Genomic DNA, 14,022 nt, shown 5'->3' on the forward strand with positions numbered 1-14,022 from the left:
CAACACACGTTCTCGCCGCAGGCTTTCTGTTGATAAGCTGTTGAATGGCGCTGCTTATTGCGCCTGATCGTTGATGAGGCGCTTGAGTAGTTCAAGTTCCTGCGACAGTTTTTGATCCTTGCCGACAATATCCTCGATCTTGCGCACCGCATGGAGCACAGTTGTGTGATCCCGTCCGCCGAAACGGCGACCGATCTCCGGAAGCGAGCGTGGTGTGAGCATCTTTGCCAGATACATGGCAATCTGGCGTGGCTTAACGATGGTCCGCGTGCGTCGGTTCGACAGAAGATCCTGCTTGGAAACATTATAGTGACGCGAAACGATGCGCTGAATTTCTTCGATGCGAATGCGCTTGGCTTCACCGCCACGCATTAGGTGGCTCAAAAGCTCGTCAACGCGATCAACCGAAAGATTGGGCTCGAAAGTCTGGCGGAACAGAAGCTGATTGAACGCACCCTCAAGCTCACGGCCACTACCGGTAACGGAACGTGCGACGTGATCAAGAATTTCCGGCGTGATATCCAGCGACTTGTCCTCCGCCTGCGCCGCCACAAGCCGGCGCTGGAGAATTTCAAGGCGCATTGCATAGTCTGGCGAGATCATTTCGAGCGCGACGCCGCCCTGAAGACGCGAACGAACGCGTGGATCAAGCGATTCCAGCTCTGATGGGGGACGGTCAGCCGCAACAACGACCTGCTTGGCGCTGTCGAGCAGCGTATTGATAAGATGGCAGAACTCATGCTGGATCGACTTACCCTGCAGGAACTGCATGTCATCAATGATGAGAAGGTCGATATCGCGCAACTGCTCCTTGAAAGACAGCGCGTTATTGTCGCGAATAGCGGTTGCAAAGCGCCACATGAAATATTCAGCGGTAAGGTAGACAACGCGGGCGCGTTCTGGCCGCTTCAAGGCTTCGGCTGCAATGGCTTGCAGAAGATGGGTCTTGCCGAGGCCAACCGAGGCGTGAATGAAAAGCGGATTGAAGCGGACAGCACTGGCGCCGGCATCCGCTATGGTGCGGGCAGCAGCCAAAGCGACACGGTTTGGTGTGCCGTCGACAAAGGTGTCGAATGTATAGCGGGGATCAAGCGGCGAGCCGAAAACAGCATTTTGCGCACGGTCGGTGAAGTGGGCAGGAGTTTTCTTGTCGGAAGCAAGGTTGCCCACCGGGAATACCGGCTTTTCGCGGGCGAAGCTGGACTTGTCAGAACCGGCGCGATCAGCTCCAGAGGCTTCGCTGCGCAATGCACTTTCATCGCAGGATGGGCGGATAGCGGCCCGGCTTGCGCTACGGAAAACGATCTCGACCTTGAGAACCTGTTCGTCTTCTTCGCGCCATAGCGCTGCAATCATGTCCGCGTAGTGATTGTTGATCCACGACCGGAGAAAAGCTGTGGGGACAGACAGGCGAACGATGCTCTTTGATGTTTCATCCAGCTTCAGGCGGCCAAACCAGCTCGAATAAACTTCGCTTCCCAGTTTTGCTTTCAGTTTGAGTTTCACACGCTCAAAGATCGCTTCGCCTGGACTGGTGGCTATCTCCATAGCTTTCCCCTCACCCATATGGAGCGGGACTATGGCTGCTTTTGCGCCGTTTTCCATTATTCCGCTGTTCATTGTCATTCGCCTCATCCTGAAAGATATGTATCGGGTCTTTTTGTTTTGCCCGTGGTTTTTGCGTGCCGGCTTTCACCGCACAGTAAATCCGGACGTTCAGCTTTGCGAACGGTCCGTTCATTTTAAGCTAGTTGTTGAAGTTTGAAACGCTGACACGCATTTGGAATGAAGACCCGTATTGCGAATTTTCGATCAATGTCACCGTTCTATCCTTCTCAAGTTTTGAGCGCGACAAGACTCACGCCCGGCTCTCGCCAGCGCCGTCAACGCCCTCGTTTAATGAAATGACTCCAAGTCCGTTGGACCTGAGCACTGACAAAAACTACCCGTTACGCAAACTAGAAATCTGCGTTCACAACCAAAATTTTATAAGCCTGTTAATTGGGTTTTTCCCACCCCGTCGATGTCTGGACCTTACAAAAACCTTTGCGGTGAGGGCAAGTGCGAGTCGCGGGATTTTTAATGAAGCAAGGGTTAACGAAATTGCATTTTTTTTAACTGTTGTCGGGGCAAGCGGGAAAAAGTGTTCGGATTCAACGCCTTTTTTAGAGCTCACATTTTGTTGCAGTGCGGAGTCCGACGACCAAAAAAAAATAATAAATATTCGCTTGACAGTAGCTCCAGCCGGAGAATCCGAACCCTCCATTTGATCTATGGAGGCTACCTTCGCTAACTTATTGAAAATAAACGATAAAGAGTGGCTGTCGCTTTCTGTCTCACATTGCTTGTGACAAGCATATGACATTGCATGGGCAAGCCGTATTGTTTTCCTCGGGAAACGAATTTATTCCCAAAAAAAACGCCAATAAAAAAACCCGGCTAAGGAATAGCCGGGTTTTCATATGTAAATTTAGAATGGTTTTAAGCAGTCATGCCCTTCAGGCGCGATGACAAGCGCGATACCTTGCGCGAAGCGGTGTTCTTGTGGAAGACACCCTTCGATGCAGCGCGCATTACTTCTGGTTCTACTGCCTTGAAGGCAAGGGCAGCAGCTGCCTGATCGCCACTTGCTACCGCATCTTCGAACTTGCGAAGGAAGGTACGCACGCGCGAACGGCGGGACTTGTTTACTTCGGTGCGGGCTTCGATCTTACGCGCCGCTTTCTTGGCCGAAGGAGTGTTGGCCATGATGCCTCTCTTTTCTGTCAGCTAATCGACAGCTTCAGGCTGTCGTCACAAAATAATAGGGCGGCCAAGGGCCACCGAACGTTGACGGGCTTATAGATGAGGTTTGCTTATGCGTCAACTTGGAATCTGTGGAGAGTTCCCGCAAATTCGCAAGGTCGGCATCGACAGGCTGATCGGAGGGCAAAAAGGGCACTGGATCCGCCTGTCGAGCAATGGTTTTTATCTGTCCTTGAAGTTGGCGGCGCGTTTTTCGGCAAAAGCGGCCATGCCTTCTTTCTGGTCTTCCAGCGCAAACATGGAATGGAACACGCGCCGCTCAAAACGCAGACCTTCAGTCAGCGTCGTCTCATAAGCCCGGTTCACCGTCTCCTTTGTCATCATGACGACAGGCAGCGAGAAGGACGCGATCTTTTGGGCGGCCTTCAGCGCTTCCTCAACAAGTTCATTTGCTGGAACCACGCGGGAAACCAGCCCGCTGCGTTCTGCTTCATTCGCATCCATCATTCGGCCTGTCAGGCACATGTCCATGGCTTTGGATTTGCCAACAAAGCGAGTGAGCCGCTGTGAGCCGCCCATGCCGGGCATCACGCCAAGAGTAATCTCCGGCTGGCCGAATTTGGCCGTATCGGCGGCAATGATGAAATCGCACATCATGGCGAGTTCACAGCCACCGCCCAGCGCATATCCGGCCACAGCTGCAATCATGGGTTTCCGGATAGCGGTAACGCGCTCCCAGCCGCTGAAATAGTCACCCGTATAGGCATCGGCAAACTGCAACGTTTGCATTTCCTTGATATCGGCGCCAGCAGCAAAGGCTTTTTCAGAACCCGTAATCACGATTGCGCCTATTCGGGCGTTGGACTCAAAGAGCTCGAGCGCCGTTGTCAATTCGGCCAGCAAAGCGGAGTTCAACGCATTGAGCGCTTTGGGCCGGTTGAGCTGAATAAAACCAACCTTCTCCCGCGTCTCGACGATGATGTTCTCATAGGCCATGAATAAATCTCCTAATGCTGGCAGACAGGACAATAAAATGTTGAACGGCCGCTTTGGACAATGCGCGATATCGTGCCACCGCATCCATTGCGGGGGCAAGGGGAACTTTCGCGATCATAGACAGAAAACGAGTGCTGGAAATATCCCAGCTCGCCATTGGTCTGTGCATAGTCTTTGAGACTGGAACCGCCTGCCTTGATCGCATCGGCGATAACAGCCCGGACCGATGTCGCGAGCCGATCGGACATGGGCGTCGCTTCGCCGTCCTTGCCCGCAATACTGCCAGCCATGCGCACCGGAGAAAGCTCTGCCCGCCACAATGCTTCACAGACATATATATTGCCAAGTCCGGCAATGAGCTTCTGGTCAAGCAATGCTGCCTTCAAGGGCGCAGACTTTCCTGCAAAAAGCATGGCGATCAGTGAGCCATCCAAGCGATTTCCCGTGGGCTCTGTTCCAAGGTCTTTTATAAGAGGGTGGGTATTGAGTTGGTCCGGCTCGGCAAAAAGCATGAATCCGAACCGCCGCGGATCATTATAGACGACACGGCGGTTAATACCGTCGACTCCTGCCAGATGCAGGATCACATGATCATGAGCGGAAAGTTTCGAGCGCTCGTGATGGAAGCTGCCGGGAATATCGCTGCCATCTTCCTGTTCGATACGGTAGGAGCCAGACATTCCAAGATGGCTTATGAGGCCAAGGCCATTATCGAGATGAAATATGAGATATTTTGCCCTCCGCTCCAGCGAAGAGATTCGGTGGCCGGTCAGTCGTTCTGCAAACTTTTCCGGAAAGGGGAAACGCAGATCAGGACGCCGCTGGTCCACCTGGCGAATGGTTGCGCCCTCCATTGAGGGTTGCAAGCCGCGCTTTACAGTTTCTACTTCGGGTAATTCAGGCATCGGTGCCCTTCAAAAAGCTTTTACCATGCTTGCCAGCGGCAATATTCAGATGGGCGGCAATCGTCTCGCCAATATCTGCGAAGCTGAGGCGAAGCCCCAATGAGGCATGGGGCAGGCCAGTCCCTGCGCACAGAACCGGAACCCGCTCACGCGTATGATCGGTTCCCTTATAGGTTGGATCACAGCCATGATCAGCCGTCAGAATCATGAGGTCGCCGGGTTTCAGCTTGGCAAGGGCTTCAGGAAGACGACGATCAAACGCCTCAAGCGCGGCCGCATAGCCCGCAACATCACGGCGATGGCCATATAGCATGTCGAAATCGACAAAATTGGTGAAAACCAAGTCGCCATCCTTTGCCTCATCCATTGCTTTCAACGTCTCGTCGAACAGCGCCATATTGCCATTCGCCTTGCGCACATGGCTTACCCCGCGATGGGCATAGATGTCGCCAATCTTGCCGATTGCAAAGACAGTGCGCCCAGCCTCGGTGAGCCTGTCCAAAAGCGTCGGTTCCGGCGGTGGAACGGAGTAGTCACGGCGATTGCCAGTCCGCTCAAATGTGCTTTTGCTTTCCCCCAGAAAGGGTCGCGCTATGACGCGTCCGATATTGAGCGGGTCAACTAGCTCGCGCACGATCTGGCAAAGGTCATAAAGCCGTTGCAGTCCGAAATGTGTTTCGTGAGCGGCGATCTGGATCACGCTATCGGTGGATGTATAGAAGATGGGCTTGCCGGTCCGAATGTGTTCCTCGCCGAACTCATCTATAATATCTGTGCCGGATGCATGTTTGTCTCCAAGAATTCCGGGCAGGCTGGCACGCTGTACAGCCGCGCTGACAAGGCTTGCCGGAAAGGCGGGTATCGTTTGCGGAAAATAACCCCAGTTGAAAGTCACCGGCACACCAGCAATTTCCCAATGGCCGGACGGCGTGTCCTTGCCGTTGGAGACTTCCTGCGCTGCACCCCATAGGCCGGTAAGTTCTAGAGGCTGGGGTGGTAATTGAAAGCCGGAAGCCAGGTGGGCGGCGTGGGCCAGCCCGAGCGCACTGAGGTTAGGCAATGAAAGCGGGCCCGAGCGAAGTCCGGCTTTGTCACCTCGTCCCGCCTCGCAAGCTTCAGCAATATGGCCATAGGTATTGGAACCCTCGTCGCCAAAGGCTGCGGCATCCGGCGCGCCACCAATGCCAAAACTATCCAGTACAAAAAGAAAAGCGCGAGACATGGCCCACTCCACGAAAGTTTGAGCAGATCTTGTTTTGCTCCAAAAACCACAGATAGGTGAAACGGCGCCCAAAGACAAATTGTGGATACATCATGCCTTTGAGTATGGATTTTTCAGGATCCCGGCAGACGTGCCAAGGCTCCTCGGCGTCGATAATTTTCTCGGATCAGCGATGTGCGGGGGTTCTGGATAAAATTACTAATTGCGCCCTGAGGTACGGTCGACAATCATGCAAGTGGAATGCAACCCTAACGCTATTTCACCCTTGAAACACTGTTTACAGACTATCTCAGGTTGATCTGATCAAGCGAGATCGGACGAATGGGTTCAAGGGGCAATCTTTAGAAGTTTCAGTTTGAATTAATATGCTTGTGCATTTACTGAAACTTGGTGGCGCTAAATACCGGTAAAACTACCGAGCATTCTGAGGAATAGCGGTTGCCGTTGTCAGGAAAAAATGGATTTGCGGAAGTAAATTTCGATTTTGGCATAGGATAGATTCTCGGAAGTTTATTTCTAATGTATACTTAACACGGTTCAAATTATTAAGTATTAAAAGTGCAATTATATGTTGTAAATGATGAGAGTTTGACAATTTTTCAAAAATATGATAGGAGTTTGTCACAAAATCCCAGATAAAAGTCTATTAAAACTCGATGTTTTCCATAAAATAGGTATCCGTACGGATAGAGTTGATGGTAAGTGCGATGTATATTTGCAGAGTATGTCGATACACAGACGTTGCTTTACTCAGTGCTCACACTTCAGACAATTCATTCGCCTATAATGCAGATCAAAATAGAATCCTGATTTTCGCAAATCCGGTTGCGTTTTCTGCCCGGAAGGGTCTTGGCCAAGCTGAAGCATCGGCTTGAAAAGTGGAATTCCGGTTTTCGGATGATCTGATGCTAAGACAAAAGGAAAGATTGCCATCTTGCGTCCGTGAGGAGGCCCGGCGATCTAGAGTTTTTGACAGGAGATAAGTGCAGTTCCAACAAACGTGTAGTGTTAGTTGGAATTTGCAAAAGCAAAGAATTGGAGCATTTGCTTGGCTCCATCTTCGCTGGAAACACTTGCAGATAGCCGTTGCTATGGCGCGAGGCGGAATGGAATGGGTGAAGGCGATGCGGACTGTCCCCTTTGAAAGAAGGTGCCATGTTGGTTTACTCTTATGGGGGCAGACCTATGGTTCCTGGGCCAATGCGGCAGAAAATGGCAATGCGGACGGTTACAGTCGCACTGTCCGCGGTATCGTGACCGGCCTTGACGGTGCAGTTTCAGACACATGGCGTTTCGGACTTCTGGCGGGGTATAGCACGACCTCTCTGTCGACGCGCAATGGGGTCGCCTCCGTGAACAGCTATCACATGGGAGCCTATGGTGGCGCGCAGTGGGATGTTGCAGGCAATCCGCTAGGATTACGTTTTGGCGTTAATCTCGGACGTCACGACATCAGCACCGATCGGCAAGCAGAATGGTTTGCAACAGTGGACGGCAACCATGCCACCTATGGAGCAACAACTGTGCAAGGCTTTGGTGAAATTAGCTATGCGATCAACACGTCCTATGGGGTGATTGAGCCCTTTGCAGGGATCAGCCATGTGTATTTGAAGAGTGACGGCTTTTGGGAAGAGGGGGGGCGTACGGCTCTATCCGGGCGGTCAGGAAATTATAATGCTACAACGACAACGCTGGGTCTGAGAGCTTCGCATCACTTCCAGTTAAGCGAGAAGACCACGCTGACCGCTCACGGCATGGTCGGATGGAATCATGCAATGGGAGACGTGACAGTGACGGGGCAGCATGCCTTTGCAGGCGGCGGAAATTTCGCCATCCAGGGCTTGCCGATTGCAAAGGACGCGCTCAATGTTGAAGCTGGAATTGATATCGACATTGGTAAAAATACCCGTCTTGGCATCAAATATACCGGGCAATTTTCACAACAAAGCCGCGATAATGCGGTCAAGGCAAATTTGTCGCTCAGGTTTTGAGTAGTCTATACAGTCCGAACCCGCCAGGTGGTGAGTTTGGACTGCACTTCGCATCCCGGCCGCCAGCCGGGTGATCGGCAAAACTTGCGCTAGGACTGCCTATCGGCTGTCATGATGATTTGAGCAAATTCGGCGGGAGATCTGGTCCCCAGTTTCTCACAAATATGGACGCGATGCGCATCCACAGTTCGCAGGGAAATATCCAGTGCTACGGAGATGTCCCGCGATCCCCACCCACGGCAAATGAGCCTGACAATCTCATCTTCGCGCGGTGTCAATGTTGCAAGAATTGCGCGTGCTTTTTCCACCTCAACCAGCGCTTCAAGCACTTGATCGGCTTTTTGGAGCGCTTCAAAAAGCAGGCCAGAATCGATGGGTTTCGAGAGAAAGTCAATCACGCCGGATTTAAACGCAACCCGACAATGATGCACATCTCCGTGCCCGGTAATCATGATAATGGGCCATCGAAATCCACGCTGCAGGAGTTCGGCTTGCAGCTCCAATCCGGTCAGATGAGGCATCTGCAAATCAAGAATTAAACAGCCGGGTTTTGCACTGGGAATAGAGCGAAGAAAACCAACGGGGTCTTCATATGCCAGGGCTTTTCTATCATGGGCCTCAAAGAGAATGCACAGCCCATTGCGAATGGCTGCATCATCATCGACCAAATAAATAGGATAATGTTTCGTCATGCGGCAGCCGGATCAGCACCAGCATCGGTCAAGCCGACCAGCTTCGGCAGAGCTATTGTAAAAACCGCGCCATCTGCACTTGCTGCGTGAAGGGTGCCTCCCACTCGCTCGAGCAATTTCGAACAAAGGGACAAACCAAGGCCCATGCCATTTGTCTTCGTGGTGAAGAAAGGCTCGAATATTTTTGAAAGGACATGCTCCTTTATTCCGGGTCCATTGTCAGAGATACGGATGATATTCATCGGACCCACCATGTCTGTTTTTATAATGATTTTTTTCGCGAGCTGAGTTGTGGTTCCCAATGCATCCGTCGCGTTGCGAATGAGGTTATGAATCACCTGCTCAAGCTCTATGGCACTGAAATTCGACCGGGGGGACGGTTGCAACAGCTGCAATTCAAGTACCACGTTCTGTTTATCCAGTTCACCCTGCAAGAGGTTGACGGTGTTGCTGACGACAATATTGAGGTCTAGCTCTTCATAAATAACGGGCTTTTTTACAATGTAATCTCTGATGCGATCCATGATCTCACCGGCTCGCTTGGCTTCAATAATATTGGCGCTCAAAGCCCGATTTAATAAATCATCGGTGATCTGAAGCTTTTCCATAATCATGATGCCGGCCTGGCTTTGGCTTAGGAGCGCCGAAAGTGGTTGTGTCAGCTCATGGATTATGCCGGACGCCAATTCTCCCACCTGATTGACTCGTGCGGCGTGACTGAGACGATTTTCGTGTTCGAGCATTGCCGAGCGTTTGATTGCTTTTTCCTCAGCTTGTTTTGATTGCCAGGAAACCAAGGTCTGATACCGCCCATAAGAGACGCCCAAAATGGCGGCCAGCGACAATAAGGCGAAGCGTATCACTTCAGGCAAAGTGACCAATTCACCAAACTCAATGGGGCGATGTGCATGGATCTTGAAACGATAGCCGGACCGATCCCAATCAAGATCCGCATATAGAGCATTCTTGAGAATGGATGAAATATCCTTCTCATGATCGTGGCGTCCGTTGTCATGGTCTGTACTGCCAAAAACAAGCACGTCATTCAGGGTGAGATTAATTTCCGGAGGATATGATGCCGGGGGCAAATCGAAAAGTTTTGTTGAGTCGATTAGCAAAACCACTGCGATGAGACCTTGCCGGTTATTCGCAACCATCGTCGAAAGATAATGATTGGGGATTGCCGGCGCATCATAGACGCGCACTATGTTTGTCTCTTGTCTGGGCAAGGCATTCAAAACCGACATCGGAAATGCCGGGCTTTTGCTGGGAGCCTCATAGAGCAATTCAGGCTTTGCACTATAGGAACGGGAATCGAACCGGTAGATTTTGACGCTTTGAATTCTTGGGTAATTTTTGAAGACGTTTGACGTGAGCCGTTGGAAAATCTTGTCGGATGTGCCTCTCGTCAAAGCTTTGAGCGATCCAATGATCGCTTCATGATGGGCTAATCGATTGGAAACCAATTCCGCGATCTTTTGGTTTTGCTCAAGGAACTCGTCCGATATGGAGCTCCAGGCAATAAATCCCGATATAAGAATGTTGCCGATTTGAGCAGCAAGCCACACCGTTACTACAAGAATTAGAAAACGTCTGGGGTTCATGAAATCTCATAAAGCAAAATCAAAACGTCATTAAAAAAATCTACAATAACAAGTCTCGCGCCAGATAACAGCGCCGAGCGGTTGAAATGCTGGTGCCGCACCGCTGAATTTCTGAGTTTCAGGCGATCGCGAATAAAATGAGGGTTTCCCGCAAGCTGGATAAGATCAGCAATCCGAGCATGTGGTTGACGATTGACCGATTCTGACGCGTCCGAACGATTGATCGGAAAGCCCAATACCGACAGCGGCACTGCCATCTGCCTTTTCGACCGCACCAGTTATGGTCCATGCGATCATGGGGACATAGGCGATGCTCATATCCACCCGTATCACGGATGTTTTCTTGATAAGCAGATTGGAATCGATCGTAACCACTGTTCCCTTGGTAAAGGGCCGCGTCTCAATTCCGTTTACTTTTCGACGCGACCACTCGACGGTGGCTACACCTGCGTCAGAAACATTGATGGAGGTAACGGTTATCTTTGGCGTATCGCGTGTATAGGGTAGCAGCGTGGCTGTCCCGATATTCATGATATCGCTAATTTTCGCCTTGGTGATCGTGCCTTTTTCCTGAGTAAGCAAAGCAGACATCATCGTTGCTGCACGATTTAATTTGCGGTCGACATCCACGCCTGTGATTGTCTCCACGCTGCCCATGTACATCAGGATTAGTACGGGGGCGATGAGCGCAAATTCCATCGCCGCAACACCGCGCTGGTCAATACAAAACCGCTTGCCGGAGCGAAAGAGGCGTCCCATGGCCGAACTCTTTTTATAAATAGGATTCATTTCGCCACGTCGCACTTGAGAAAAGGAGAATACGTGTTGTTCCAGTGATCCGCCGTGTCAGGAAATCCGTCACGACGGGATAACGGTAAAACACCCGCAAATGATTGATCGTACCGGCCCCGCCCGGCGTGCTGACAAACCCCGTACTGTTCACGTCGCCAGTTGATGTTATGGGCAAGGTTTTGGGTATGGCTGCAAAGTTTGCATAGGACCGAAGATCAACCACCAGATTTGGGCAATCTTTTTCGGGCATGAGCAGTCCAGCGCAAATCTTCGCCTTGAGGGAAGTCATCGTCAGGTCGGCGGGACGCAATTGCCCGGTGAGAACTTGGCGAGCCACAATATCGGTAGAATTGGCCATGGCCTGTTGCGCGGTAAAGCCGACGCCCACTTCCATAATCGAAAAGATCATGAAGAAGAACGGCAACGCGATCATTCCAAATTCAATTGCAACGGTGCCGCGCCGGTTGCCCCAAAACCGCGTCAGTAAACCCTGCCTATGGGGTGTTTTTCTTTTTATGGGCGACATGCATTTCCCCGCACTTTATTTCGGGGGAGAATTAACATGCCAATCGTTAGAAACCGGTTCCGGGAACCCCGTAAATTGCAAGCGGAGGATTCACTATTTCTCAACCTTGAAGTGTAGAGGGTTTGAGGGTGTTTCCGATTAAACCAGGTCTCGCGAATGCTTTACTCGCTCGTGCCGATTGTGCGGTCAGACTCTTTTTCAGCGTCGGTCTTTTGCGCTGTTTCGCAATAGGGGGTGCAGGAAAGAGTTTGTACATTGGCGCGGCGATATACGCGCGTCGTATTGACGACGCTACGGCTGACCATGATCTCGTCGTCGACGATGGCCCCGCCCTCGGCGTCAAGAATAACAATATTGGTGATTCCGAAGCCTTTGCCCGTAAGGACGACAGTGCGGGCATCCTTCACAACAGCATCTGCAATCGCGGGGTCGCCGACCACAACCGTGTCAGCCGGGCGAGCAAGCTTGAGGATACGCGCTTGATTCATAACGACGTGAATACCGGTATCGGCCTGTGCGACAGGCAGTGGACCGAGCAAGGCTGCGAGCAATGCCATTCCATATATTTGTATTGGCTGGAATTTAGTATAAAACATGGGAAGCCCTTCACCCGAAACTGTCGGCTATAGAATGGACAGTATTCATGAAGGAAGATTTAAATCTGCAATGAAATATTAAGCATAATATCGCGGGTATCAGCGCAGCAATAAACGTTGTTGAGCGGAATTTACTATTTCCTAAGTCTGTTTCTTAAACTGATTGCAATGCCGAAACGATATTTTTGGACCAGACAATATCCAAGAAGATGTGAGGCTGAAGATGAAGCGCGGCGTTAATCGCTTTCCTGCCATACTGGCCAAGCTTTTCAAGGAAGATTCAGGCACAACGGTCATTGAGTATACGCTCATCGCCTCCATCGTCAGCATAGGTATTCTAGCTGGTGCGAATTCCATGGGCAGGGCCGTAAACACGCTTTTCACCGATGTTGCGACGGAAGTCACCGCCTCTACGGGGAAATGAAAGATGATTGAAGCTGCAATCCTTATCATTTTCCCCTTTGCCATGGTTTTTGCTGCCATCTCCGACTTGCTCTCCATGACAATTCAGAATCGCGTGTCAATTATACTGCTTGTATCGTTCGTTATCCTTGCGCCTTTAACGGGCATGGGTTGGGATGCCTATGCCATGCATTTCGTTGCCGGAGCCGCGGTGCTGGCGGCAACCTTCGGGCTCTTCGCGACCGGCACCATGGGCGGTGGTGACGCAAAGCTCATGTCCGCAACTGCGATATGGCTCGGATGGAATATTGAACTCGTCAGCTATCTGCTGACGCTCTCGCTATTGGGCGGGGTTCTTACACTCGCAATCCTGAGTTATCGCAACTCACAGACCATTATTGTATTCGCCGCACGCTTTGCTTTTATGCGACGCCTTGCCCAGAAAGAAGAAGGCGTTCCATACGGTGTTGCATTGGGTCTCGCTGGACTGCTGAGTTTTCCCGCATCGCCGCTTGGCTCCTGGGTCGTGCAGCAACTAGCGCACTCCTGACCTAGAGCAGTTTTCTCTATCGGCCTTCAAGACTTATGCTTTGATCTTCTTGGCGTAAAAGTAATACCCGCATAATCGCGCGAAAAATTAAGACGTTAAGCGACATTAATCATACTTATAAGCGTTTTATTAACCATAAATACACGAATGGCAGGCATTCTGCGACCTTAGTATCAAGACAAAAGTCTAACGGGGCGCATAAATGCAAAAAGCACGACTGGTCATCCTGATCGTGGCAGTGGCTGCTGCGGGTGCGGCCGGATATCTGGCCATGAACATGAAGCCGCAAGCGACCGTCGTTCAGCCCGCAGAGAAGCCACAGCTGGAACTTCAGGATATCTTGGTCGCCACGGAAAGTCTCGGTGTCGGAGCTGAAATGCAGGACCAGATGCGGTGGCAGGCCTGGCCTGTTTCAGCTCTTGCGGAAGGGTACATCACCCGCTCGGAACGCCCTAGCGCCGAAGAGGAGCTGAAAGGTTCCACCGTTCGTCTTCAGATATTTCCAGGAGAACCAATTCGCGAAGCCAAACTGATCGGCAAAGGTCAAAGCTTCATGTCAGCCCAGCTTCCAGCTGGCATGCGCGCAGTAGCGACGCAAATTGCGGCAGATACTTCGGCAGGCGGGTTCATTCTCCCCAATGATTATGTCGATGTCATCATGATCCGCCAGATGGAAGGCGAGCAGAAGCAATATGTTACGGAAACAATTCTAAGCAACATCCGCGTGCTGGCGATCGACCAGACCATTCAGGAAGATGAATCGGGTGAAAAAACAAAAGTCGGCTCAACGGCGACGCTTGAATTGACGCCGGAGCAGGCGGAAATCCTGACTGTCTCGCAACAGATGGCAACGCGCCTCGCGCTGGTGCTGCGTTCTATTCAGGATGCGCAGGAAGCAACCGGTCCTGGAGCTGGATATCTTGTCAATTCTCCCGGCCGTGCCGGCAATGTCAAACTCATCAAGTCCGGTACAGTCACCGAAATTCTGGGGCGCAAATAAC

14 protein-coding genes are annotated in these 14,022 nt (G+C 51.4%); 4 read left to right on the forward strand and 10 right to left on the reverse strand.

Annotated features, from left to right (window positions below):
• Positions 1 to 54 precede the first annotated feature (54 nt).
• From dnaA to V9K92_RS05760, 5 genes are all read right to left on the reverse strand, one after another.
• On the reverse strand, positions 55 to 1,635 hold the full coding sequence (dnaA, locus tag V9K92_RS05740; RefSeq protein ID WP_115051395.1) for a chromosomal replication initiator protein DnaA: 1,581 nt from the start codon (positions 1,633 to 1,635) through the stop codon (positions 55 to 57).
• Positions 1,636 to 2,481: 846 nt separating this feature from the next.
• Positions 2,482 to 2,748 carry a 30S ribosomal protein S20 gene (rpsT, locus tag V9K92_RS05745; RefSeq protein WP_008122492.1) on the reverse strand — a complete coding sequence of 89 codons (267 nt, stop codon included), beginning with the start codon at positions 2,746 to 2,748 and terminating at the stop codon, positions 2,482 to 2,484.
• Positions 2,749 to 2,967: 219 nt separating this feature from the next.
• A complete protein-coding gene (locus V9K92_RS05750; protein WP_115051393.1) occupies positions 2,968 to 3,741 on the reverse strand; it encodes an enoyl-CoA hydratase in 774 nt (257 codons plus the stop codon).
• 11 nt (positions 3,742 to 3,752) lie between these two features.
• Positions 3,753 to 4,646: a bifunctional DNA-formamidopyrimidine glycosylase/DNA-(apurinic or apyrimidinic site) lyase gene (gene mutM, locus V9K92_RS05755; RefSeq protein WP_337353542.1), complete on the reverse strand. Its 894-nt coding sequence runs from the start codon at positions 4,644 to 4,646 to the stop codon at positions 3,753 to 3,755.
• Positions 4,639 to 5,868: a phosphopentomutase gene (locus tag V9K92_RS05760; RefSeq protein ID WP_307282425.1), complete on the reverse strand. Its 1,230-nt coding sequence runs from the start codon at positions 5,866 to 5,868 to the stop codon at positions 4,639 to 4,641. Before V9K92_RS05760 ends, mutM begins: the two co-directional genes overlap by 8 nt.
• Before the next feature lie 1,124 nt (positions 5,869 to 6,992).
• Between V9K92_RS05760 and V9K92_RS05765 the strand changes: the two genes are divergently transcribed.
• Positions 6,993 to 7,859 (forward strand): autotransporter outer membrane beta-barrel domain-containing protein, encoded by an 867-nt coding sequence (locus V9K92_RS05765; protein ID WP_337353543.1) that lies wholly within the window; start codon positions 6,993 to 6,995, stop codon positions 7,857 to 7,859.
• Between the two features lie 89 nt (positions 7,860 to 7,948).
• Here V9K92_RS05765 and V9K92_RS05770 read toward each other — a convergent pair whose 3' ends face one another.
• From V9K92_RS05770 to V9K92_RS05790, 5 genes are all read right to left on the reverse strand, one after another.
• Positions 7,949 to 8,551 (reverse strand): response regulator transcription factor, encoded by a 603-nt coding sequence (locus V9K92_RS05770; RefSeq protein WP_337353544.1) that lies wholly within the window; start codon positions 8,549 to 8,551, stop codon positions 7,949 to 7,951.
• Positions 8,548 to 9,591, reverse strand: a complete 1,044-nt coding sequence (locus V9K92_RS05775; protein WP_337353545.1) for a sensor histidine kinase — start codon at positions 9,589 to 9,591, stop codon at positions 8,548 to 8,550. Before V9K92_RS05775 ends, V9K92_RS05770 begins: the two co-directional genes overlap by 4 nt.
• A gap of 729 nt (positions 9,592 to 10,320) precedes the next feature.
• Complete coding sequence (locus V9K92_RS05780; protein WP_337353546.1) at positions 10,321 to 10,914, reverse strand: TadE/TadG family type IV pilus assembly protein; 594 nt, start codon at positions 10,912 to 10,914, stop codon at positions 10,321 to 10,323.
• A gap of 13 nt (positions 10,915 to 10,927) precedes the next feature.
• A complete protein-coding gene (locus V9K92_RS05785) occupies positions 10,928 to 11,473 on the reverse strand; it encodes a TadE/TadG family type IV pilus assembly protein (RefSeq protein ID WP_307282434.1) in 546 nt (181 codons plus the stop codon).
• Between the two features lie 161 nt (positions 11,474 to 11,634).
• Complete coding sequence (locus V9K92_RS05790) at positions 11,635 to 12,069, reverse strand: pilus assembly protein N-terminal domain-containing protein (protein ID WP_115051384.1); 435 nt, start codon at positions 12,067 to 12,069, stop codon at positions 11,635 to 11,637.
• 223 nt (positions 12,070 to 12,292) lie between these two features.
• Between V9K92_RS05790 and V9K92_RS05795 the strand changes: the two genes are divergently transcribed.
• From V9K92_RS05795 to cpaB, 3 genes are all read left to right on the forward strand, one after another.
• Positions 12,293 to 12,493 carry a Flp family type IVb pilin gene (locus V9K92_RS05795; protein ID WP_115051383.1) on the forward strand — a complete coding sequence of 67 codons (201 nt, stop codon included), beginning with the start codon at positions 12,293 to 12,295 and terminating at the stop codon, positions 12,491 to 12,493.
• A gap of 3 nt (positions 12,494 to 12,496) precedes the next feature.
• Positions 12,497 to 13,021: an A24 family peptidase gene (locus V9K92_RS05800; protein ID WP_337353547.1), complete on the forward strand. Its 525-nt coding sequence runs from the start codon at positions 12,497 to 12,499 to the stop codon at positions 13,019 to 13,021.
• A gap of 202 nt (positions 13,022 to 13,223) precedes the next feature.
• On the forward strand, positions 13,224 to 14,021 hold the full coding sequence (gene cpaB / locus V9K92_RS05805; RefSeq protein ID WP_115051381.1) for a Flp pilus assembly protein CpaB: 798 nt from the start codon (positions 13,224 to 13,226) through the stop codon (positions 14,019 to 14,021).
• The last annotated feature ends 1 nt before the right edge of the window (position 14,022 follow it).

Source organism: Phyllobacterium sp. CCNWLW109, assembly GCF_037203905.1.
GTDB lineage: Bacteria > Pseudomonadota > Alphaproteobacteria > Rhizobiales > Rhizobiaceae > Phyllobacterium > Phyllobacterium ifriqiyense.